The organism is Pseudomonas sp. R15(2017) (assembly GCF_002112685.1).
Taxonomy (GTDB): domain Bacteria; phylum Pseudomonadota; class Gammaproteobacteria; order Pseudomonadales; family Pseudomonadaceae; genus Aquipseudomonas; species Aquipseudomonas glycinae.
Genome location: NZ_NEII01000009.1, coordinates 22,101 through 45,259 on the forward strand (window position 1 = coordinate 22,101; position 23,159 = coordinate 45,259).

The 23,159-nt window shown below is 63.1% G+C and carries 11 protein-coding genes; 4 read left to right on the forward strand and 7 right to left on the reverse strand.

Annotation, left to right across the window (positions count from 1 at the left end):
- Nucleotides 1–197: 197 nt before the first annotated feature.
- The 5 genes from CAF77_RS18770 to CAF77_RS18790 form a co-directional block, all read right to left on the reverse strand.
- Nucleotides 198–422, reverse strand: a complete 225-nt coding sequence (locus CAF77_RS18770) for an MbtH family protein (protein ID WP_011335246.1) — start codon at nucleotides 420–422, stop codon at nucleotides 198–200.
- Nucleotides 423–504: 82 nt separating this feature from the next.
- Nucleotides 505–1,917 (reverse strand): aspartate aminotransferase family protein, encoded by a 1,413-nt coding sequence (locus CAF77_RS18775; RefSeq protein ID WP_064378566.1) that lies wholly within the window; start codon nucleotides 1,915–1,917, stop codon nucleotides 505–507.
- A 142-nt stretch (nucleotides 1,918–2,059) separates the two neighbouring features.
- The gene (locus CAF77_RS18780; protein WP_064378567.1) at nucleotides 2,060–2,545 is read right to left on the reverse strand and encodes a GNAT family N-acetyltransferase; all 486 of its coding nucleotides are present in this window, start codon (nucleotides 2,543–2,545) and stop codon (nucleotides 2,060–2,062) included.
- Between the two features lie 106 nt (nucleotides 2,546–2,651).
- A complete protein-coding gene (locus CAF77_RS18785) occupies nucleotides 2,652–3,974 on the reverse strand; it encodes an ATP-binding protein (protein ID WP_064378568.1) in 1,323 nt (440 codons plus the stop codon).
- The gene (locus tag CAF77_RS18790; RefSeq protein WP_064378569.1) at nucleotides 3,974–4,654 is read right to left on the reverse strand and encodes a response regulator; all 681 of its coding nucleotides are present in this window, start codon (nucleotides 4,652–4,654) and stop codon (nucleotides 3,974–3,976) included. The genes CAF77_RS18785 and CAF77_RS18790 overlap by 1 nt, the downstream gene beginning before the upstream one ends.
- 304 nt (nucleotides 4,655–4,958) lie before the next feature.
- On the opposite strand from CAF77_RS18790, the gene CAF77_RS18795 reads away from it, so the two are divergent.
- The 4 genes from CAF77_RS18795 (at nucleotide 4,959) to dsbG (ending at nucleotide 9,102) form a co-directional block, all read left to right on the forward strand.
- On the forward strand, nucleotides 4,959–5,453 hold the full coding sequence (locus tag CAF77_RS18795) for a hypothetical protein (RefSeq protein WP_256576165.1): 495 nt from the start codon (nucleotides 4,959–4,961) through the stop codon (nucleotides 5,451–5,453).
- 300 nt (nucleotides 5,454–5,753) lie between these two features.
- Nucleotides 5,754–7,484 (forward strand): protein-disulfide reductase DsbD, encoded by a 1,731-nt coding sequence (gene dsbD / locus CAF77_RS18800; protein WP_085655120.1) that lies wholly within the window; start codon nucleotides 5,754–5,756, stop codon nucleotides 7,482–7,484.
- On the forward strand, nucleotides 7,484–8,356 hold the full coding sequence (locus tag CAF77_RS18805; protein ID WP_064378572.1) for a TlpA disulfide reductase family protein: 873 nt from the start codon (nucleotides 7,484–7,486) through the stop codon (nucleotides 8,354–8,356). Before dsbD ends, CAF77_RS18805 begins: the two co-directional genes overlap by 1 nt.
- Nucleotides 8,332–9,102, forward strand: a complete 771-nt coding sequence (gene dsbG, locus CAF77_RS18810) for a thiol:disulfide interchange protein DsbG (RefSeq protein WP_085655122.1) — start codon at nucleotides 8,332–8,334, stop codon at nucleotides 9,100–9,102. The genes CAF77_RS18805 and dsbG overlap by 25 nt, the downstream gene beginning before the upstream one ends.
- Before the next feature lie 32 nt (nucleotides 9,103–9,134).
- Here dsbG and CAF77_RS18815 read toward each other — a convergent pair whose 3' ends face one another.
- The gene (locus tag CAF77_RS18815) at nucleotides 9,135–9,947 is read right to left on the reverse strand and encodes an alpha/beta fold hydrolase (RefSeq protein WP_085655124.1); all 813 of its coding nucleotides are present in this window, start codon (nucleotides 9,945–9,947) and stop codon (nucleotides 9,135–9,137) included.
- Nucleotides 9,948–10,067: 120 nt separating this feature from the next.
- Nucleotides 10,068–23,069 carry a non-ribosomal peptide synthetase gene (locus CAF77_RS18820; RefSeq protein WP_085655126.1) on the reverse strand — a complete coding sequence of 4,334 codons (13,002 nt, stop codon included), beginning with the start codon at nucleotides 23,067–23,069 and terminating at the stop codon, nucleotides 10,068–10,070.
- Nucleotides 23,070–23,159 lie beyond the last annotated feature (90 nt).

The following is a 23,159-nucleotide window of genomic DNA, read 5'->3' on the forward strand; positions in this document are numbered from 1 at the left end:
GCCCCCCCGTTGATCGTTCCCACGCTCCGCGTGGGAATGCAGCCCGGGACGCTCCGCGTCCCTTGCGAAGCGGACGCGGAGCGTCCAATGAGGCATTCCCACGCAGAGCGTGGGAACGATCATCAAGGCCGATCTTCCAGACATGAAAAAACCCGCTGACTGTTTCCAGTCCAGCGGGTTTCTTTTTAGCTGAAGGCTTACTGGGCAGCCGCTTGCGCTTCCATCTTCTGACGCAGGCTCAGCGGGCGCATGTCGGTCCAGACTTCTTCGATGTAGGCCAGGCATTCCTTCTTCAGGCCGCTCTTGCCCACGGTGCGCCAGCCTTCCGGGATAGCCTTGTAGTCCGGCCAGATCGAGTACTGCTCTTCGTGGTTGACCACGACTTGAAAGAGGATGTCCTCGCGGTCGAATACTGACGTCATGCTGTGTCTCCATCGCTGTAAGGGTGGGCTGCACGACGGTGCAGCCGGGTATGTAGAAAGAACGTTCGACGCGGCGAAAAATTTACAGGGCTGCGGTCGCCGCGCTGAGTGCACGGCCGAAGATCTCGGCGACGCGATCGATTTCGGCGGCGGTGATCACCAGCGGCGGCAGAAACCGCACCACCGCACCATGGCGCCCGCCCAGCTCCAGAATCAGCCCGCGCTTGAGGCATTCGCGCTGAACCAGCGGCGCCAGACGCGCAAACGCCGGCGGATGTCCAAGAGCGTCCGGCGTGCCGCTTGGATCGACCAGTTCGACACCTAGCATCAGACCACGACCGCGAATGTCGCCCAGTTGCGGGAAATCGCGCTGCAGAATGCGCAGGTGCTCACTCAGGCGCTCGCCCATGGCGGCAGCGTGTTCGCAGACCTTGTGCTCGACCAGATAACGCATCACCGCGGAACCGGCGGCCATCGCCATCTGGTTGCCGCGGAACGTACCGGCATGGGCACCCGGCTGCCAGGTGTCGAGCCATTCGCGATACACCACCACCGCCAGCGGCAGGCTGCCGCCGATGGCTTTGGACAGCACCACCACGTCCGGGGTAATGCCGGCGTGTTCGAAGGCAAACATCTTGCCGGTGCGGGCGAAGCCGCTCTGGATCTCATCGATGATCAGCGCCACGCCGGCCTTTTCGGTGATGCGGCGCAGACCGCGCAGCCACTCGACGTCAGCCGGGATCACACCGCCCTCGCCTTGCACCGCTTCGACGATCACCGCTGCCGGCAATTGCACACCAGCCTCGGGATCATTGAGCAGGTTTTCCAGGTAGCTCAGATTAGCCTTCACACCCGCCGCGCCACCGAGGCCGAACGGGCAACGGTAGTCGTACGGGAACGGCATGAATTGCACGCCGTTGCTGAGCAGCGCACCCAGCGGCTTTTTCGGGCCCAGGCTGCCCATCAGGCTCAAGGCGCCCTGGCTCATGCCGTGGTAACCGCCGGAGAACGACAGCACGGTGCTGCGCCCGGTGGCGGTGCGCACCAGTTTCAGCGCGGCTTCCACGGCGTCGGTGCCGGTCGGGCCGCAGAACTGGATTTTCGCTTCCTTGGCCAATGCAGGTGGCAACAGGCCGAACAGGTCCTGCACGAACTGGTCTTTCACCGGCGTGGTCAGGTCCAGGGTGTGCAGCGGCAGTTCATCGGCCAGCACCTGCTGGATCGCCTCGATCACCACCGGGTGGTTATGCCCCAGCGCCAAGGTGCCGGCACCTGCCAGACAATCGATGAAGGTGCGGCCCTCGACGTCTTCGACGTACAGGCCTTTGGCGCGCTTCAGCGCCAGGGGAATCCGGCGCGGGTAGCTGCGGGCATTGGATTCCTGCTGGCTCTGGCGGGCCAGCAACGGCGACTCATTGAATTGATACAGCGTTTCTGCCGGCGCGGAGGCGATCCGGGCCGACGACTCTTCGATAAGGCTGGTGGCGACTGACATCTCTCGACCCCTCAATACGCTATGGATAGTGACCAAAACTGCACACCGGGCAGGTGCGCGTTCCGGTCGCGGAGCGCACATGCTGGTTTTCCTGTTCTGGAAACGCACCAGCGTGTCGAGGATTTACACCCTTGATCGAATGTCAGGCCGACAACCCCAGCGGCTTGTGCATCGGCAGGCTCAAAACGCCGTGATGCGTGAAAGCAGATGCTGCTTCGCGATACCCCAGACGCCGGTAGAACGCCTCGCCGGTTCGCGTGCTGGCGAGCGTGACGCAAGGCTGGCCACGAATCCGCAGCCAACCCTCGAGATCGCCCATCAGTGCGCGCCCCGCACCGCGACGAAACCACTCCGGCTGCACATGACAGAAGGTGACCTGGCCATTGGCCGCGGCCATGCCGACGCCGACCGGCTTATCGTAAAGAAGCGCGATATTCAGATAGAGATGCGGATCAGCGAGCCATCCGCTGATGTGTTCCGCCGATTGTCGGCGAACCCAGTGGTCGACCAGTTGTGGATCGTTGCGATGATCGAGCGCGCAACCGACGCGGATCGAGCGTTCGAGAATCCGGCTGATGATGCCGGCGTCGGCGACTGTGGCGGGACAGATGTGGATGGGTGCTTCCATGGCGCTGTTTCCCTCAATCCATTGAGTCAAAGGCTGGCCGACAATAACGTCGCGGCCGACGGATGACTAATGGAGAGAGGTTACATTTGATGTGCCCGGCATCAAGTCAGACCGGTTGCAGCGGCATGGTCAGCTCGACCCGCAAACCATCCGGGCGGCTGTCGAAATGCAAGGTGCAGGCGCAGCGCTGAACGATGGCCTGGACAATCGCCAGCCCCAGTCCACACCCGGTGCTCTGGCCGTTGCGCCAGAACCGTTGGGTCAGATGCTGCAGATCGTCCGGGGCAATGCCCGGGCCGTGATCACGTACCACGAAACGCACGCGATTGGCGGTGGTCTCCAGGCTCAGGTCCACCGCGCCGTCCGTCGGCGTGTGACGCAAAGCGTTATCCAGCAGGTTGCGCAGCGCCGCGATCGACAGGACCGCCGGCATTTGCAGGGGCGCAGCGGACAAGTGTTCCGGCAGGTGAAGCCTGATCCGCTGGCGCTGGTCGCTGGCCGAGTCCTGAATCGCCAGTTTCGCCACCTGCTCGGCGCTGCACTGCACGCCGTCGTCGAACGACAGACTGCCTTCGACCCGGGCCAGCAACAGCAATTGCTCAAGGGTCCGGTGCAGGCGGTCAGCGCCCTCCTCGGCCCGGGCCAGGGACTGATCGCGAGCGCTGCCTTCGGTCATGCGCGCCACTTGCAGGTGGGTCTTGATCGCGGTCAGCGGGCTGCGCAATTCATGGGCGGCATCACCGGTCAGGCGACGTTCGCGCTCGATGGTCTTGCCGATGCGCTGGAACAGCTGATTCTGGGTTTCGAGCAGCGGTTTCAGTTCACTGGGGAATGACTGCAACTGCAACGGCTCAAGCGAGTCGGCGTTGCGGCGCATCAAGGCTTCACGCAAGCGGTTGAGCGGTGCCAGACCCTGGCCGATCCCCAGCCACAACAGGCACAGGCAGCCGAGCAACGCCACGCCCACCGGCACCGAGGCCGCCAGCAGGATCGACATGTTCAGGGCCTCGCGCTCGATCACCCGGTCGGCAGTGGTAATTCGCACATCGCCCCGAGCCAGGGTGAAGCTGCGCCAAGGCGCGCCATCGATCATCTGATCGTGGAAACCCATTTTCTGCGCTTCCAGTGCCTGTTCCGGATTATTGTGGCTGCGAGCGAGGATTTCTCCGCGCAGCGAGCTGACCTGACACGCCATGCCGCCGGGAATGTTCAGTTGCTCGGCGCTGAAATGCGTACCCTCGCCTTTGCTCGGAATGGCCGGCAATTGTTCCAGCAAGCCGGCGACCATCCGCGCCGACGCCACCAGGCGCTGGTCGAGGGAAAACATCATCTGGTTGCGCAGGTCGCTGAGCATCCAGGCGGCCGCCAGGGCCCAGATCAGCGCGAACGCAGCGCCGAGAGTCAGGCTCAGGCGCAGGCGCAGACTCATCACTTGTCGGTTTCTCCGCCATCGGCCGGGCCCAGGCGATAACCCAGACCGCGCACGGTTTCGACGATGCCCTTGCCCAGTTTGCTGCGCAGGTGATGGATGTGCACGTTGAGCGCATTGCTCTCCAGTTCATCGTTGAAACCGTAGACGCTGTCCTTCAACTGCTCGGTGGACAGCACCCGGCCACGGTTGTGCAGCAAGGCTTGCAGCAGGGATTGTTCGCGACGGGACAGATCCACCGGACGGCCCGCCAGCGTGGTTTCGCGACTGCTCGGGTCGTAGGTCAGTGCGCCATGTTCGATCAGGTTGACGCTGCGCCCGGCCACCCGGCGCAACAGGGTTTGCAGACGGGCGAACAGTTCGCGCAGGTCGAACGGTTTGAGCAGGTAGTCGTCGGCGCCGGACTGCAAGCCGTCGACCCGATCCGTGACCGAATCCCGCGCAGTCAGGATCAGCACCGGAATTTCCAGCCCTTGCTGACGCAGTTGTTGCAGCAACTTGAGGCCATCTTCGTCCGGCAGGCCGAGATCGAGCACCATCACGTCAAATTCGGCGACCTTGAGAATCGCCCGCGCCTTGGAGGCCGTGTTGACGTGCTCGACGGTCAGGCCTTGCGCTGTCAGCCCGGCAACAATCCCGCTGGCGATCAACTCGTCGTCTTCGCAAACCAGTACGTGCATGGGAGCTCCATGAGAAAAAACGCGATTCAAGCAGCAGAGGATTAAGCGGCAATTATGGACACTGCCCGCGCCAAGGAAAAGCACGATCCCGATGGCTACGCCCACGGGCGAGTTTCTTATCAAAGCCGACTGCCGCAACGGCAACTAAAAACTTAACAAACAACAACTCAACAAGTTCCAACTGACACAAACAGCAATCACAAACCCAGTGCGAAAAAGTTATTCACCACGGTAATCTCAAAGCGCAAAAGATACAAAGCCGATACAACCGAATAATAACCACTACTTATCAAAGGAAAACCCAATGTCCAAACTCAATAACTTTGTCGCTATCGACTGGCGCTCCGGTGCTGACCGGATTTATTTTTTCTTCAAAGATGCTGACATCTTCTCCCGCTATGACAATGGCGACGAAAAAGTACTGAATGATTATCCAAAACCGATCAAGGGCAACTGGGAAGGGTTCGATGCCTATGCCAAGCACCTGCGCTTCGGATTTACACAAACACAGGCGGGCGACAAGGACATTAGCTGGTTGTTCTTTTACAACGGCAATCGTCCATGGGTTTGCGCCTATAACCAGGACACTGACAAGGCTGATGCCTTTTACAATCTCGCCAATTCTCTCTGGACCCCTATCCTGCCGTACTTCGACAGAATTGTTGCCGGCACCTGGCTGGAAGCAATCGGGCACAAGTACCTGTTTCGCTTCCTGTTGAATGATGGCACTCATCTGACATTCGATACTGTAACGCAAAAAAATAAACCACCAACCCAATTCAGTACTACCTGGACTTGAACCGTATAAACATCGTCTTATTACCGCTGCGCAAATCGACCCCACTTTCAGCGATAACCTCTGGTACATCTTCCTGACTAATGAGCAATTCGTGATTTACAACATGCAAAAAGGCCGAGTCGAAGGAGATGCGCACAATATCAATGGCAGATTCGCCGGATTAACCCGGGGGCTCTGACGGCCCATTTAGCTGGAAGCTTCAGTGCTTCGCGGTTTTGGCGCATGGATGTCCCCGGTTAATCATCGGTTAATCACTGCCCGCCATTGTGCCCCTCAATTGCACAGGGACAAGGCTTCTCCATGCGTCATTTTTTTCTGTTTTTTGCACTGTTGATTTCAAGTCTGGCCCAGGCGGGGAAAGATCCCTTTGCTTCAAAACCGGAGTTTCTTCCGGTCGACAAGGCATTCGTGTTGACCTCGGAACGTCTGGATTCCGGTGAGACCCAACTGTTCTGGCAAATCGCCGACGGCTACTACCTGTATCAGAAGCGTCTGAAATTCGACGGGCTGGCGACGCAGAACGTCCCGGCCCTGCCTGAAGGGGAATCCCACAGTGACGAATATTTCGGCGAGCAACCGGTTTATCGCCAGGGCCTCGAGCTGAAAATCCCGCCTGCCGCCCAGGGCCAGATCAAGGTCAGTTATCAGGGTTGTGCCGACGCCGGTCTTTGCTATCCCCCGCAGACCCGAGTGATCGACCTCGGCGGCAAAGCCGCAGCAACGACAGATGAGGCGCCGGATCAGGCACTGGCCAGCGGTCTGCAACAGCACTCGCTGGGCTGGAGTCTGCTGGTGTTCTTCGGCCTGGGGCTGTTGCTGGCGTTTGCGCCGTGTTCGCTGCCGATGCTGCCGATTCTGGCGGGCATGGTGGTGGGCAGCGGTGCCACGCCGCGTCGCGGTTTCGCGCTGGCCGGCAGCTATGTGGTATGCATGGCGCTGGTGTACGCGGCGATGGGCGTCATCGCCGCGCTGCTGGGGGCCAACTTGCAGGCGTGGTTGCAGAACCCGTGGCTGCTCGGGACGTTCGCGGCGGTGTTTGTGGTTCTGGCGCTGCCGATGTTCGGCTTCTTCGAGCTGCAATTGCCGGTCGCCCTGCGGGATCGACTGGAACACGCCTCACGCAGTCAGCGCGGTGGCAGCCTGATCGGCGCCGGCATATTGGGCGCGCTGTCCGGTCTGCTGGTCGGCCCGTGCATGACCGCACCGCTGGCCGGCGCCCTGCTCTACATCGCGCAAAGCGGCAACGCACTGCACGGCGGCCTGATCCTGTTTGCCCTGGGCATCGGCATCGGCGTGCCGCTGCTGTTGCTGGTGACGGTCGGCAATCGCTTCCTGCCCAAGCCCGGCGCGTGGATGAATCTGCTCAAAGGCGTGTTCGGCTTCCTGTTCCTCGCCACCGCGCTGCTGATGCTGCGACCGGTGCTGGATCCGTCGCTGTGGCTGGGTCTGTGCGGTGCGCTGCTGTTGATTGCCGCTTACAGCGCCTGGAAACAATCCGACGGCTTTGGTCGCGTGGCGCAGTTGTTCGGTGCCGGTTCGCTGTTACTGGGCTTGTGGGGCAGTCTGTTGGTGGTCGGTGCGGCGGGGGGCAGTGACGACCCGTATCAGCCGTTGCAGGTGTACAGCGCCGGACGCGTCGGCACGGCGGCCCCGAACGGCCACGAAGCCTTCACGACGATCAAGGATCCCGCCGCCCTGCAACGTGAGCTTGACGCCGCCAGAGCTCAGGGCCAATGGGTGCTGCTCGACTACTACGCCGACTGGTGCGTGTCGTGCAAAGTCATGGAGAAACAGGTGTTCGGCCAGGCGCGGGTGATGCAGGCCCTGAGCGATGTGCGCTTGCTCCGACTCGATGTCACCGCCGACAATGCCGCCAGCCGCGAACTGCTCGGCCGTTATAAAGTGCCGGGGCCACCAAGTTTCGTGTGGATCGGCGCCGACGGCGAAGAGCGCCGCAGCCAGCGCATCACCGGCGAGGTCGATGCCGATACTTTCCTGCAACGCTGGACCACCACCCGAGACGCCCGTTAATGCTGACCTTCACCCTCGGCACCTTTGCCATCGCCCTCAACCACCTGCTGCTGATCAGCGCGCTGGCGCTGGCGACCTTCGTCGGCTGGCGGGTGGCCAAGCGCGGCGGTGACAACCCCGAGTCGGCGCTGTTCAGCCTGTTTCTGCTCGGCATGCTGGCGGCGCGCATGGCGTTTGTCGCCATGTACTGGGGGCACTATCGCAACGATCTCTGGCAGATCATCGACTTGCGCGACGGCGGCTTCCTCGCCTGGCCGGGGGTGATCGTGCTGTTGCTCGCGGCGCTGTATCGCGGCTGGCGCCGGCCGGGTTTGCGTCGACCGCTGGGTTTCGGTGTGGTCAGCGGTGTGGCGTTCTGGGTGCTGGCGACCCTGTCGCTGAACATCTACGAGCAAGGCACGCGCCTGCCGGACATCACCTTGCGCAACGCCGCCGGGGAAACCGTGAAACTCACCGACTATCAGGGCGGGCCGCTGGTGATCAACCTGTGGGCCACCTGGTGCCCGCCGTGCCGACGGGAAATGCCGGTGCTGGAAAACGCCCAGCAACAACGCCCGGACCTGACGTTCCTGTTCGTCAACCAGGCCGAAAGCATGCAAAGCGTTGCGACTTTTCTCGAAACCCAGGGCCTGAGCCTGAACAACGTGCTGTTCGACCGCAGCGGACGCCTCGGCCAGGCCGTGGGCTCCATGGCCCTGCCGACTACCCTGTTCTACAGCCCGGACGGTCGTCTGCTGGGCAGCCATCTGGGCGAGCTGTCGAACGCCAGCCTGGCCCGCGCCCTGGAAAACTTCGACACCCCGGCTTCCAGCCCGAATCCGGCCACCTCTTCTTCAAGGAAACTGCCATGCCCCGCCTCCGCCACCTGCTGACGCTGACCATGAGCGCAGCCCTGCTGCACTTGCCGTCAGTACAGGCCGCCGAAGAATTGCCTGAAGCAATCAAGAAGATTGAAGCCAAGGGCGCAAAAATCGTCGGCCAGTTCGACGCACCGGACGGCTTGCGCGGTTACGCCGCGCAATACCAGAACCGCGGCATGGCGCTGTACCTGACGCCGGACGGCAAGCACGTGCTGCTGGGCAACCTGTACGACGCCGACGGTAACGACCTGAGCAGCGCGCCGCTGCAAAAACTGGTCTACGCGCCGATGGCCAAGGAAGTCTGGGCCAAGTTCGAGGCCAGCAACTGGATTCAGGACGGCAACAAGGATGCGCCGCGCACGGTGTACCTGTTCAGCGACCCGAACTGCCCGTACTGCAACATGTTCTGGGAACAGGCCCGTCCATGGGTCAAGGCCGGCAAGGTGCAGCTGCGACACATCATGGTCGGCATCATCCGCGAAGACAGCCCGGCCAAAGCCGCCGCCCTGCTCGCCGCCAAAGACCCGAGCAAAGCCCTGGAAGATCACGAGAAAGCCGGCAAGGCCAGCACGCTCAAGGCCTTGAAGGACATTCCGGTTGCCGTGCAGACCAAACTCGCGGCGAACATGCAGTTGATGGAAGACCTGGACTTGCAGGCCACCCCGGCGATCTTCTACATGGACGACAAGGGCGAACTGCAACAACAGCAAGGCGCGCCGACGCCGGACAAACTGGCGAAGATTCTCGGCCCGAAATAAAAAAACGCCCACGCAATGCGTGGGCGTTTTCGTTACTTCAGCCCAGCCAGAAACTTCAGCAGCGTGTCGGTCACGAAGGTTGGATTCTCCAGATTGGAGATATGCCCCGCCTCCGGCACCAGTACACACGGACAGCCAATCAACTCAGCCATTTCCCGTGCTTCCGACGGCGGGCGTGGTTTGTCCTGATCGCCGCAGACCACCAGCGTGGTGGCCGCATTCAGTTCGCCCAGACGCGGCAACAGATCGTCACGGCCAAAGGTGATGCGCCCCATCGGCACGATGCTTTGACGCAAGCGCTCCGCCGAATAGCCGGCGAGTTTGGCGCGGAAATCCTGATACAGCGCCGACGCCCGATCAATGCCCGGGCGGAAGAAGATCGGTACCACGATATCCAGCAGTGGCTCGGAGATCCCGCCGCTTTCCTCGATCTGCTTGAACAGCGAGAAATAGTACTGGCGGGTCGGCTCCGGCTCGACGCCGACGTAAGTGTCCATCAGTACCAGACCGTTGAGCCGCTGCGGCGCCGACAACGCCAGGCGCACGCCCCACATGCCGCCGACCGACAGCCCGACCAGCGTCACCCGGTCGATGTCCAGATGATCGAGCAAGGCCAGGGCCTGACGGGCGATGTCGTCCAGCGAAGCGGTGCCTTCAGGCAAGCGACCGGATTCGCCATGGCCCCACAGATCCAGTGCAATCACTCGATAGTGCGGCGACAGCGCAGCGATCTGCGGTGCCCACATGGCCTGGTCCCACAGGTAGCTGCCAGCCAGCAACACCGCCGGGCCCGTGCCTTGATCAATGTAGTGAAGCGCCTGTCCGTCAACTTCGAAGAAAGCCATCGATCACCCCCGCGACAAAAAAGAGAACCGGCAGACTGGGCTGCCGGTTCAGGATCGTCAACTATACAAACGTACATCCATGTTCCGGTTGATCGATGTTGAGTTCACTGACGCTGAAGACTACAACCCCTCCAGTTCCGCCATCAGGTCATTCAACCGATCAACCTTCTCCTCGGTAATGTCGCTGGCCGCCAGCCCTTCGATGTACCCGGCCAGTTCCTCCACCGTGCTGCATTCGAACATCGCTCGCAGCGGCACGTCCCGTTGCAGGGCTTTCTGCACCCGCGAGGCGATCTGCGTGGCGAGCAGCGAATGGCCGCCGAGCTCGAAGAAGTTGTCGCGTACCCCGACCTTCTCGACCTTCAGCACCTCGGCCCAGATATCGGCCAGGGTCTGCTCCAGCTCGCTGCGCGGCGCCAGGTAATCCTGGCCCTGCAACTGGCCGATCTCCAGCGCCGGCAAGGCCTTGCGGTCGAGTTTGCCGTTGGCGTTGAGCGGCAACCGGTCGAGCCACAACCAGTGCAGCGGCACCATGTATTCCGGCAGTTCGGCGCGCAAGCGCTGCTTGATTCGCTCCAGACGTTCGCTTTGGTTCAGTGCAGAATCTGCGGCGACCAGGTAGCCAACCAGATGCTTGCCGTTGACGCCCTCCTGCACACCGACCGCACCATCGCGGACTTCCGGTTGTTCGTGCAGACGCGCCTCGATTTCACCCAGCTCGATCCGGTAACCGCGAATCTTCACCTGATGGTCGACCCGGCCGACGTACTCCAGCACCCCGTCACTGCGACGGCGCGCCAGGTCACCGGTGCGGTACAGACGCTCGCCCGGCGCACCGAATGGATTCGGCACGAACACCGGCGCGGTGCGCAGCGGATCGCTGACATAACCGCGACCGACCCCGGTGCCCGCCACACACAACTCACCCACCGCACCCAGCGGCACCAGATCCAGCGCGCCATCGAGCAGGTACAGCAAATTGTTGTCGGTCGGCGTACCGATCGGCAGGTAACTGCCGCGAGTCGAGGCCAGGTCGACGCGGAAGAACGCCACGTCGTCGGAGCACTCCGCCGGGCCATAGGCGTTGACCAGACCGATCTGCGGATAACGCAGCAGCCACTGGTGCGCCAGTTCCGGCGGCATGGCTTCACCGGTCGGCAACATCCAGCGCAGGCCGTCGAGGCTCAGACGATCTGAAGCGAGCATGCCCTGAATCAACGACGGCACACTTTCCAGCACGGTGATGCCCTGCTGCTGCACATGCACCAGCAAGCCTTGCGGATCGTGGGCGATGGTGTTCGGCACGATGTCCACCCGCGCCCCGAACAGCGGCGCGGCGAGGAACTGCCAGACCGAAATGTCGAAGCTTTGCGAAGCGGTCTGGGCGATCACATCGGCGTCGCTCAGGTTCAGGTACGGCACCTTGCTCAACTGGTTGTTGAGCATGCCGCGCTGCTCGACCATCACGCCTTTCGGCAACCCGGTGGAGCCCGAGGTGTAGATCACGTAGGCCAGGTTGTCCGGGCCGCTGAAGATCCCCGGATTCGCCGACGAAACCGCACCGGCCTGAACCTCTTCCCACACCAGCAAGCGCGGACGGTTGGCGCAGCTGAACTCATCCAGCAAGGTCGTCGCCTGTTCACGGCAAGCTTCGGTGCACACCAGCACCGGCGTACGACTGAGCTCGATGATGCGTTGCAGACGCTGGCTCGGCAGTCCCGGATCCAGCGGCAGGTAACCGGCACCGGCCTTGAAGCTGCCGATGATCATGCCCAGCAGATCCAGATTACGCTCGCCCAGCAGCGCCACCGGTTGATCCCTCTGCACCCCGGCCGCGACCAGTGCATGGCCGAGACGGTTGGCGTTCTGGTTCAGTTGCTCGTAGCTCAACTGCTGATCAAGGCAACTGGCGGCAATACGTTGCGGATGTTGCGCGACCTGGGCTTCGAACAGCTCGACGTAGCTCTGCTCCAGCGGATAGTCGTGCTCACTCTGGTTGCAGCCGTGGAGCAGGAAGTCCTGTTCCTCATGGCCCAACAGCGGCAGGTCAGCCATATCGCCATGGAAGCCATCGACCAGCGCCAGCAGCAGACGTTTGAACTCGCCGAGCATGCGCTCGATGGTCGACTCGTCGAAATAGCGCTGGTCGTAAGACAGATGCAGACCGAGGTCATCGCCCGGATAGCAAACAGCAGTCAACGGGAAGTTGGTGTGGGTACGGCCCGAGTCCGAGGTCGCGTTGAGGCTCTGCGCGCGGTCCAGCACCGAGACTTCCACCGGGGCGTTTTCGAACACGAACAGGCTGTCGAACAGCGGCTGGCCTTTCGGCAGTTCGCTTTGTTCCTGGATGTTCACCAGCGGCAGGTATTCGTACTCGCGCAGTTGCATGTTGCTGTCGAGCAGACCGCTCAGCCACTGACGCACGCTGACGCGCTGATCGTCCGCCGGGATCTGCACCCGCAGCGCGATGCTGTTGATGAACAGGCCGACGGTGCGCTGCATCTCCGGCATTTCCACCGGGCGCCCGGCCACGGTCACGCCGAACAGCACGTCGCGATCACCGCTCATGCGGCGCAGCACCAGTGCCCACGCCGCCTGGGCGAAGGTGTTGATGGTCAGTTGATGGGCCTGGGCCAGCTCACGCAGACGGGCGCCGTCCTCGACATTCAATCGGGTGTAGCGGTCGCCGACGATCATGCCGCCACTTTCACCGGCGTGTTCACGCAGAAACGGACGGTCGCTCGGGATCGGCGTGGTGCGCTCGAAACCTTGCAGGTTCTGCTGCCACCACTGGCGCGCTTCGGCCAGGCTCTGGCGTTGCAGCCAGCCGATGTAATCGCGGTAGCGCGGCGGCACTGCCAGTTGCGCTTCGCGACCTTCGCCGAGGGCGGTGTAGATTTCGAAGAAATCGTTCATCAGCAGCGAGCGGCACCAGGCATCGATCAGGATGTGGTGGTTGCTCATCATGAACCAGTAACGCGCCGCGCCGACCTTGATCAGGCGCAGGTGGAACGGTGCCTGATTGAGCAGATCGAACCCGGCTTCGCGCTCGGCCTTGAGCAGCGCTTGCAGTTTCGGCTCTTGCTCGGCGTCAGCGATGGCGCTCCAGTCCAGATATTCGATCGGCGTGCGACCCGGCGTATGAATCACTTGCAGCATGTCTTCGCCAACGTTCCAGCAGAACGACGCACGCAACGCTTCGTGACGGGCGACCACTGCTTGCCACGCCTGGGCGAAACGCTCAGGGTCGAGTTCGCTGTTGATGCGGTAGCGATCCTGCATGTAGTACAGACCGGTGCCGGGTTCGAGCAAGGTGTGCAGCAGCATGCCTTCCTGCATCGGCGTCAGCGGGTACACGTCTTCGATGTGCGCCGCCGGTACCGGCAGTGCATCGAGTTGGGCCTGGGTCAGTTTCGCCAGCGGGAAGTCCGACGGCGTCAGGCCACCGGCCTCGTCTTGCAGGCAATGTTCGATCAGGCTCTGCAACTCGCCGACGTAGGCATCGGCCAGCTCGTTGATGGTCTGCGCGGCGTAGCGTTCGGCGCTGAAGGTCCAGCGCAGCAGCAGTTCCCCGCCGTACACCTGACTGTCGACGCTCAACTCGTTCGGCAACGGTGCGTGCGGATCGTGGGCCGCACCGACCGGCTCGTCGAGCGGACGGAACAGCGCATCGTTGCCGAAGCTCTGGTCGAACTGGCCGAGGTAGTTAAACGTGATCGGCGCATTCGGCAACGCCGCCATGCTCTGACGACTGGCGTCATCGGCCAGATAACGCAGCACGCCATAACCGAGGCCTTTGTGCGGAACGGCGCGCAGCTGTTCCTTGATCGCCTTGATCGAAGCGCCCTGCCCGGCCGCTTCTTCGATGTTGTGCGGAGTCAGGCGCAGCGGATAGGCGCTGGTGAACCAGCCGACGGTGCGGGTCAGGTCGATCTCGTCGAACAGGGTTTCGCGGCCGTGGCCTTCCAGTTGAATCAGCGCCGACGGCTGCCCGCTCCAGCGGCACAGCACGCGGGCCAGCGCGGTCAGCAACAGGTCGTTGACCTGCGTGCGGTAGGCGCTCGGTGCCTGTTGCAATAGCTGCTTGGTGCGCTCGGCATCCAGACGCACGCTGACGGTTTGCGCATGGCGGTTCTCGCGACCACCCTCGGGACGTTCGCACGGCAAGTCGGCATTCGGGCCGGCCAGGTGCGCTTGCCACCAGCTCAGTTCTTCACGCAGGGATTCGCTGCCGGCGTAGGCCTGCAAGCGTGCCGCCCAGTCCTTGAAGGCGCTGGTTTTCGCCGGCAGTTTCACCGACTGATCGGCGTCGAGCTGGCGATACACGGTTTGCAGATCGTCGAGCAGAACCCGCCACGACACACCGTCAACCACCAGGTGATGAATCGCGATGAACAGTCGTTGTTGAGCGTCCGGCCCATCGACCAGCACGGCACGCAAAAGCGGGCCGTGGGCGAGGTCGAGACTGCGCTGGGCATCGGCGAACAGCTCGGTGCACTTGTCCATCGACGGCACGCGAACCTGCCATAGCACGGCGGCATCGGTGACCGTTTGATGGGTTGCCTGCCATGCGCCGTTGACCTCGCTGAAGCGCAGACGCAAGGCGTCATGCTGCTCGATCACCGCCAGCAACGCCTGTTCCAGACGATGAGGTTCCAGCGCAACAGTCGGCTCCAGCAACAACGCCTGGTTCCAGTGCTGACGCTCGGGAATGTCGGTGTCGAAGAACCAGTGCTGGATCGGCGTCAGACTCGATTCGCCGGACACCAGACCTTGCTCGGCGGTGACGGTTTCAGTACGACTGGCGACAGCAGCCAGTGTCTGCACGGTCTGGTGCTGGAACAGATCGCGCGGGCTGAAGTGAATACCCTGCTGACGCGCACGGCTGACCACTTGAATCGATAGGATCGAGTCGCCGCCCAGTTCGAAGAAGTTGTCGTTCAGACCCACCTGCTCGACGTTGAGCACCTCGCACCAGATCTGCGCCAGGGTCTGTTCCAGTTCGTTGCTCGGCGCCACGTAATCCTGACGATTGAGCTCCGGATCCGGCGCCGGCAGCGCGCGGCGATCGAGCTTGCCGTTGGCGGTCAGCGGCATGCTCGCCAGCAGAATCAGATGGGTCGGCACCATGTAGTCCGGCAGTTGCGTCTTCAGGTGCGCTTTCAGCGCGTCGCGCAGTTCGGCCTGCTCGGCTTCGCTTCGCGAAGCGACCTCGGTCACGAGATAGCCGACCAGTTGCTTGCCGCTCGGCGCATCCAGCGCCAGCACCACCGCTTCGCGGATCGAGTCGTGATCGAGCAGGCGGGTTTCGATCTCGCCCAGTTCAATCCGGAAACCTCGGATTTTCACCTGATGGTCGATCCGCCCCAGATACTCCACCAAGCCATCGGCGCGCTGGCGTACCAGGTCGCCGGTGCGGTACATGCGCCCGCCATCGGCGGCAAACGGGTCGGCGACGAAACGTTCGGCAGTGATGCCCGCACGCTCGTGATACCCCAGCGCCAGACCGGCACCGCCGACGAACAACTCACCCGTCGCACCTTGCGGCACCAGCGCCAGATCGGCGTCGAGAATGTAGGCCACGCGATCACCGATCACGCTGCCGATCGGCACACTGCCGGCGCCCTCTTCCAATACTTCCGGCGCAAGGCTGGCCAGCGGCATGACCACGGTTTCGGTCGGGCCATAAGCGTTGAAGAACAGGCTCGGCTTGAACGCTGCGCGAATTCGCTGCAGGTGCTCGCCGGTCAGCGCCTCGCCGCCGGTGATGATCATGCGCACCGGCAGAGTGTCGTTTTGCGTCGCGAGGAACTGCGCCAACTGGCTGCCGTAGCTCGGGGTGAAACCAAGGATATTGATCCGATGTTCACGGATCAGGCCACAGATTTCTTCCGCGTCCCACTGACCCTGCGCACGCAGCACCACCTGCGCGCCGCTGAGCAGCGGCACCAGCAGACGTTCGGTGGCGGCGTCGAAGTTGATCGAATAGAAATGCAGTTCGCAGTCGTCCGGACGCATGCCGAAGCGCTCGATCACCGCCTGGCAGTGCATGGCGATTTCACCGTGGGACACCACCACGCCTTTCGGCTTGCCGGTGGAACCCGAGGTGTAAATCAGGTACGCCTGATGCTGCGGCAGGCTGATAAAAGGCAGCTCGGTAGCCGGGTAATCGGCCAGCGCGGCGCTGTCGTCTTCCAGGCACCAGCGCGCCACGTTCGACGGCAGTTCGCCGAGGGCCTTGAACATCGCGCGGTCACTGAGCAGCAGGCCGACGCCGCTGTCTTCGATCATGTAATGCAGGCGGTCGAGCGGGTATTCCGGGTCCAGCGGCACATAGGCGCCGCCGGCCTTGAGGATCGCCAGCAGGCCAACGACCATTTCCAGCGAACGCTCCAGCGCCAGACCGACCCGCACTTGCGGGCCGACACCGCGCTCACGCAGCGCCCAGGCCAGACGGTTGGCGCGGGCGTCGAGTTCCACGTAGCTCATGGTCTGCCCGGCAAAGGTCAGGGCCGGCGCATCTTTGCGCACCAGTGCCTGCTCGGCGAACAGATGATGAATGCACTGATCGAGACGACGCTCGCCCGGCTCGACGCCGAGGCTGTCGAGCAATTGCTGTTGTTCAGGCGCATCGAGCAACGGCAGTTCGCTGAGACGCTGTTGCGGGTCGGCGATCAACGCTTCAAGCAGATTGCGCCAGTGCCTGGCCATGCGTGCAATGGTCGGTTCGTCGAACAGATCAGTGCTGTACGTCAGGCAGCAACCGAGGCGATGGTCGAGATCGGTAACTTCCAGGTTGAGGTCGAACTTGGTCGCCCGCGCATCGTTGGCCAGGTACTCGACGGTCATGCCGGCGAGCATGCGGCTTTGCTGGAATTCCCAGCGCTGCACGTTGCACATCACCTGGAACAGCGGGTTGTACGCCGCGCTGCGCGGTGGTTGCAGGGCTTCAACCAGATGATCGAACGGCAAATCCTGATGGGACTGCCCTTCGATCACGGTATGACGCACCTGCTCGAACAATTCGCCGACCGACATCTGGCCGTCGAGCTGGCAACGCAGCACCTGGGTGTTGAGGAACGCCCCGATCAGCCCTTCGCTTTCCGGGCGGATACGGTTGGCCACCGGCGCGCCGATGCGCAGATCGGTCTGGCCGCTGTAGCGGTAAAGCAAGGTCGCGAGGGCGGCGGTCATGGTCATGAACAGGGTCAGGCCGTTCTGCGCGTTGAACGCCCGAACCCGCGCGGCAAGATCGTCGCTGAGGTCGAAACGGAACAGCTCGCCCTGGTGACTTTGCACCGGCGGACGCGGGCGGTCGCCCGGCAGTTCCAGCAGTGGATGTTCGCGGCCCAGTTGCGCAGTCCAGTAGTCGAGCTGACGCTGACGCTCGCCGGACTCCAGCCAGTTGCGCTGCCACACGCTGTAGTCGAGGTACTGCACCGGCAACGGTTGCAGCGGCGATTCGCGATCGTCGACGAACGCTTCGTACAGCGCGCTGAGTTCACGGGCGAAGATGTCCATCGCCCAGCCTTCGGTGACGATGTGGTGCAGGGTCAGGACGAAGTAATGCTCCTGCTCGGCGGTCTTGACCAGGCAGGCGCGCAGCAGCGGACCGGTTTCCAGATCGAACGGCAGGTGCGCTTCGTCGTCGGCCAGTTGCTGGACTTTCTGCTCGCGCACATCGGCGGCGAATTTCGAAAAATCCTTCCAGTCCATGCGCACGCCGGTCTCGGCATGCACCTGCTGACGGGCCACGCCGTCGATACTCGGGAACGTGGTGCGCAGGGTTTCGTGGCGCAGGATCAACGCTTGCAGCGCCGCTTCGAAACGCTCGACATGCAAGACGCCACGCAGGCGCGCCATGCCGCCGACGTTGTACGCCGGGCTGTCCGGCTCCATCTGCCAGAGGAACCACATGCGCTGTTGCGAGTAGGACAGCGGCACCGGTTTGCTGCGATCAACCTTGTCGATCGGCGGCTGTTGGTTGGTGCGACCGCTGGCCTGGATCTGGCGGATCTGCTCGGCGAAATCACCGAGTTCGCTGTGCTCGAACAAGGCGCGCAACGGCAGTTCGACGTCACAGGCCTGCCGGGTGCGGGAGATGATTTGCGTGGCCAGCAGCGAGTGACCGCCGAGGGCGAAGAAATCGTCACGCAGGCCGACCTGCTTCAGGCCGAGCACTTCGCGCCAGATCGCGGCGATCTGTTGTTCCAGCTCGGTGACCGGCTCGACGTGCTCGCGCACTTGCCATTGCGGCTCGGGCAAGGCGCGGCGGTCGAGTTTGCCGCTCGGGCTCAGGGGCATGGCGTCCAGGCGCATCAGTTGCGCGGGAACCATGTATTCCGGCAGTTCGGCGGCCAGTGCGGTTTTCAGGCGAGCAGTTTGCGCGTCCTGATTTTCGCTGGCATCGGTGGCGGTGAAATAGCCGATCAGTTGCGGGCCGGCGGCGGTTTCACGCACCAGCACGGCGGCCTGAGCCACGCCGTCCTGAGCCAGCAGACGCGCTTCGATCTCTTCCGGCTCGACGCGGAAGCCGCGCAGTTTGACCTGCTGATCGAGACGGCCGAGGTATTCGATCACACCATCGTGGGTCCAGCGGGCGCGGTCACCGGTGCGGTACAGACGCGCGCCTTGCTCGCCCAGCGGATCGACCACGAAACGCTCGGCGGTCAGCGCCGGACGGCCGAGGTAGCCACGAGCCAGGCCAATGCCGCTGATGCACAGTTCACCCGGCACACCGGCCGGCACTGGATTCAGATCACTGTCGAGCACGCGACAAACCACGTTACCCAGCGGCCGGCCAATCGGCGAACGCTCGCCATCGGCCACGCTGCAATGCCAGTGAGTGACGTTGATCGCGGTTTCGGTCGGGCCATAACGGTTGTGCAGTTGCACCGCCGGCAGTTGCGCCAACACGCGGTTGCGCAGTTCCGCCGGCAGCGCTTCACCGCCGGAGAACACGCGACGCAGGCTGGTGCACTCGGCGTTCAACGGTTCGTCGATGAACAGCGAAAGCAGCGGCGGCACGAAGTGCAGCGTAGTCACGCCGTACTGCTGAACCAATTGCGCAATGCGATGCGGATCCCGGTGTTCACCGGGGCTGGCGATCAGCAGGCGCGCGCCAGTGATCAGCGGCCAGAAGCACTCCCACACCGACACGTCGAAACTGATCGGCGCCTTTTGCATCAGCACGTCGGTGTCGTTCAGGCGATAAGTGTTCTGCATCCATTGCAGACGCTCGGCCAGCGCCGCGTGAGTGTTGCCCACGCCTTTCGGCTGGCCGGTGGAGCCCGAGGTGTAAATCACGTAGGCGAGGTTGTCGCCGTGCAGGTGCAGGCCCGGTGCCTGACTCGGCCAGTTTTCCAGGTGCAGGGTGTCCATGGCGATCACGCTGACGCCTTCGCTGGCCGGCAAGCGGTCGAGCAATGCCGTCTGGGTCAGCAGCAGTTCAACGCCGCTGTCGCTGAGCATGTAAGCCAGGCGTTCAGCCGGGTAATCCGGATCAAGCGGCACATAGGCGCCACCGGCCTTGATGATTGCCAGCAGACCGATCAGCAGTTGCGGCGAGCGCTCGGCGGCGATGGCCACGCACACATCCGGGCCGACGCCCTTGTCGCGCAGGTAATGGGCGAGACGGTTGGCCTGGGCGTGCAGTTCTGCGAAGTCCAGGCTGCCGCCGTCCCACAGCAGCGCGGTGCGATCCGGATTTTGCCGGGCTTGTTCGTTGAGCAGTTCCGGCAGCCATTGTTGCGCCGGAGTGCACGGGGCGACGCTCCACGCAGTTTGCTGAGAGTGTTCGGCGGCGGTCAGCAGTTGCAGCTCGCCGATGGATTGTTGCGGACTTTCGCAGACAGCACGCAGCAGGTTGCTGAAATGCTCGGCGAGGCGCTCGATGGTCGCGGCGTTGAACAGCTCATCAGCGTAGTCGAAGGACAGCGTCAGGCGACCGTTACGGTCTTCTTCACTGTGCAGTTGCAGATCGAACTTGGCCTCGCGGCTGTGCCACGGCAGTTCTTCGGCGAGCAGGCCCGGCAGGCGCTTGAGCGCACTCAGGTCACGTTGCTGGTGGTTGAACATGACCTGGAACAGACCCCGCTCGCGGGCCTGCGGGAAGGCTTCGAGCAGTTGTTCGAATGGCAGATCCTGATTCGCCTGGGCACCGAGCGCAGCCTGACGGGTTTGCGCCAGCAGTTCGGTGAACGTCAGACGCGAATCGACGTCGGCGCGCAGCACCTGGGTGTTGATGAAGAAGCCGATCAGGCCCTGGGTTTCCAGACGCGGACGGTTGGCGTTGGGTACGCCGATGCGGATGTCGCGTTCGCCGCTGTAGCGATGCAACAGGCTTTGGAAAGCCGAGAGCAGCAGCATGAACGGCGTGGATTGATAGGCCTGAGCGGTCTGGCGAATGGCGTCGCTGAGGCTGATCCCCAGGCGAACGCTATGACGCGCGGCGCTGTGCTTTTTCTTGGCCGAGCGCGGATGGTCGGTCGCCAGTTCCAGAGTCGGATGCTCATCGCCCAACTGTGCTTTCCAGTACGCCAGTTGTCGCTCACCCTCGCCTTGCGCCAGCCATTGGCGCTGCCAGCTGCCGTAGTCGGCGTATTGGGTTGGCAGCGGCGCCAGTTCGGCACGCTGGCCTTGGGACGCGGCGGCGTACAGACGCGAAAACTCGTCGATCAACACGTTCAGCGACCAGCCGTCGGCGATGATGTGGTGCATCGTCACCAGCAGTTGGTGATCTTCGTCGTCGAGGCGAACCAGCGTCACCCGCAGCAGCGGGCCTTTTTCCAGATTGAATCGGGTGCGGGCTTCGTCCTCGCGGATCTGTTGTGCGCGGGCTTCACGTTCGCTGGCCGGCAGGTCGCTTATGTCAATCAGTTGCAGGTTGAACTCGCCCGCCGCTTCGACCTGTTGCAGGGCCACGCCGTCGCGTTCAAAGAAGCGGGTGCGCAGGGATTCGTGGCGCTCGATCAGTTGCTGGAAGCTGGCGCGCAGGGCGTCCTCGTCCAGTTCGCCACGCAGGCGCAGGGCGCCGGGAATGTTGTAGGCGCTGCTGTGCGGGTCAAGCTGCCAAGTGATCCACAGACGGTTTTGTGCCAGGGATTGCGGCAAGGCTTCGTTGCGCGACAACGCGGTGATTTCGCCTTGGGCGCTGCCGCCGTCCTGTTGCTGTTGCGCCACGGCGGCGGCGAACGCGGACAGGGTCGGCGCTTCGAACAGCAGGCGCAGATTCAGCTCCAGGCTCAGCTCTTCGCGGACCTTGGCGATCACCTGAGCGGCGGCGATCGAGTTGCCGCCGAGCAGGAAGAAATGATCGTCGGCGTTGACCTGTTTGACGTTGAGTTGCTCGGCCCAGACTTTGCCGATCAACGCTTCCAGTTCGGAGGCGGACGCGGTCGAGTCCTGAGCGGTTTCAGCAGTGGCTGAGGGGAATACGGCGTAGCTGTCGAGGCTGCCATCAGCCAGACGATTGCGGCAGGCCGAACGTTGCAGCTTGCCGCTGGAAGTTTTCGGCAACGCGCCCGGATTGAGCAGCACAACCACGCTCGGTGCTTCCTGATACGCCTCGGCCACGGCCTGGCGAATGGCTTTGATCAGCGCTTCAGGCGGGAGGATTTTCTGCACGCTGCGGCTGATTTCCGCCGCGATGCCGATGCCCTCCTCGCCATTCTGATTGACCGCAAACGCCGCGACACGGCCCTTGCGCACCACCTCCACTTCGTTCTCGACCGTCTTTTCGAGGTCCTGCGGGTAGAGGTTGTGACCGCGCACGATCAGCATGTCTTTCAGGCGACCGGTGATGAACAGTTCACCGTCGCGAATGAAGCCCAGGTCACCGGTGCGCAGCCAGGTCTGGCCGGCGTGCTGGACGAAGGTCTTGGCAGTCGCCTCGGGGTTGCGCCAGTAGCCGAGGGCGATGCTCGGGCCGGCAGCCCAGACTTCACCGACAGCGTTGTCGGCCAGTTCTTCGAGGGTGTTCGGCTCGACAATCAGCATCGCATGTTCCGGCTGGCTGATGCCGCAGCTCATGATCGGGCTGCCCTCGCCCGGCTCGGCACGGTTCTGCGCCAGGGCTTGATCATCGACGCGCAGTGCAGGAATCCCTGTGCCGCGCGGTGTGCCGGCGACGAACAGGGTCGCTTCCGCCAGACCGTAGGACGCCATGAAGCTGTCTTCGCTGAAACCGCACGCGGTGAACTTCTCGGCGAAACGCTCGAGGGTGTCGAGCCGGATCGGCTCGGAGCCGGAATAGGCCACGCGCCAGCGGCTCAGGTCGAGGCGTTCCAGCGCCGATTCGCTGACCCGCTCGCTGCACAGACGATAAGCGAAGTCCGGGCCGCCGCTGATGGTGCCGCCGTATTGGCTGATCGCTTCGAGCCAGCGCAACGGCCGGCCGAGGAAGTACGCCGGCGACATCAGGATGCACGGCACGCCGCTGAAGATCGGTTGCAGCAGACCGCCGATCAGGCCCATGTCGTGGTACAGCGGCAGCCAGCTGACGATCACGTCGTCGGGGTTCACATCGATGCCGAAGCCGTGGCGGATCAGCCGTTCGTTGGCCACCAGATTGCCGTGGCTGACCTGCACGCCCTTGGGCAGCGCGGTGGAACCGGAGGTGTATTGCAGGAAGGCGATGTGGTCTTGCGGCAAGGCCGGTTCGACCCAGCGCTCGGCCAGTGCAGCGTCAAGGGTGTCGACGCACAACAGCGGCGGCGCGCCTTCGATTTGCTGCAAGGCGTCGCTCAGGTCGGCGCTGGTCAGCAGCAGACGCGGTTCGGCGTCGGCGATGATCGACAGCAGGCGTTCCTGATGGTGACGCTTGGCCGATTCCGGCGGATAGGCCGGCACCGCGATCACACCCGCGTACAGGCAACCGAAGAACGCCGCGACGTAATCCGGACCGCTCGGGAACAGCAATACCGCGCGATCACCGAATCCGGCCTCGGCCTGCAACGCGGCGGCGATGGCGCGTGCGCGTTGATCGAGTTCGCGATAACTGAGCACCACAGCCTGCTCCTCGGTTTCAGCGAGAAAGCGCAGGGCCAGCCGATCCGGCGTCAGGGCCGCGCGGCGCTGGAGGGCTTGGACCAGGGTGCTGGGGAGTTCGAACGCGTCGGTCATGAGGTTTCCTGCCTGAATTCGGCTTGCTGGTGGAATCGGGTTGGCTGCGGCATGCCCGTGCAAGGCATGCGGGACACGGTCTTCGCCGAC

What these genes read in the sequence shown, in the direction of transcription:
- CAF77_RS18785 (WP_064378568.1), bottom strand. Translation starts at nt 3,974, where the DNA reads ATGAGTCTGCGCCTGCGCCTGAGCCTGACTCTCGGCGCTGCGTTCGCG.
- dsbG (WP_085655122.1), top strand. Translation starts at nt 8,332, where the DNA reads ATGCCCCGCCTCCGCCACCTGCTGACGCTGACCATGAGCGCAGCCCTG.
- CAF77_RS18770 (WP_011335246.1), bottom strand. Translation starts at nt 422, where the DNA reads ATGACGTCAGTATTCGACCGCGAGGACATCCTCTTTCAAGTCGTGGTC.
- CAF77_RS18815 (WP_085655124.1), bottom strand. Translation starts at nt 9,947, where the DNA reads ATGGCTTTCTTCGAAGTTGACGGACAGGCGCTTCACTACATTGATCAA.
- CAF77_RS18820 (WP_085655126.1), bottom strand. Translation starts at nt 23,069, where the DNA reads ATGACCGACGCGTTCGAACTCCCCAGCACCCTGGTCCAAGCCCTCCAG.
- CAF77_RS18795 (WP_256576165.1), top strand. Translation starts at nt 4,959, where the DNA reads ATGTCCAAACTCAATAACTTTGTCGCTATCGACTGGCGCTCCGGTGCT.
- CAF77_RS18805 (WP_064378572.1), top strand. Translation starts at nt 7,484, where the DNA reads ATGCTGACCTTCACCCTCGGCACCTTTGCCATCGCCCTCAACCACCTG.
- dsbD (WP_085655120.1), top strand. Translation starts at nt 5,754, where the DNA reads ATGCGTCATTTTTTTCTGTTTTTTGCACTGTTGATTTCAAGTCTGGCC.
- CAF77_RS18775 (WP_064378566.1), bottom strand. Translation starts at nt 1,917, where the DNA reads ATGTCAGTCGCCACCAGCCTTATCGAAGAGTCGTCGGCCCGGATCGCC.
- CAF77_RS18780 (WP_064378567.1), bottom strand. Translation starts at nt 2,545, where the DNA reads ATGGAAGCACCCATCCACATCTGTCCCGCCACAGTCGCCGACGCCGGC.
- CAF77_RS18790 (WP_064378569.1), bottom strand. Translation starts at nt 4,654, where the DNA reads ATGCACGTACTGGTTTGCGAAGACGACGAGTTGATCGCCAGCGGGATT.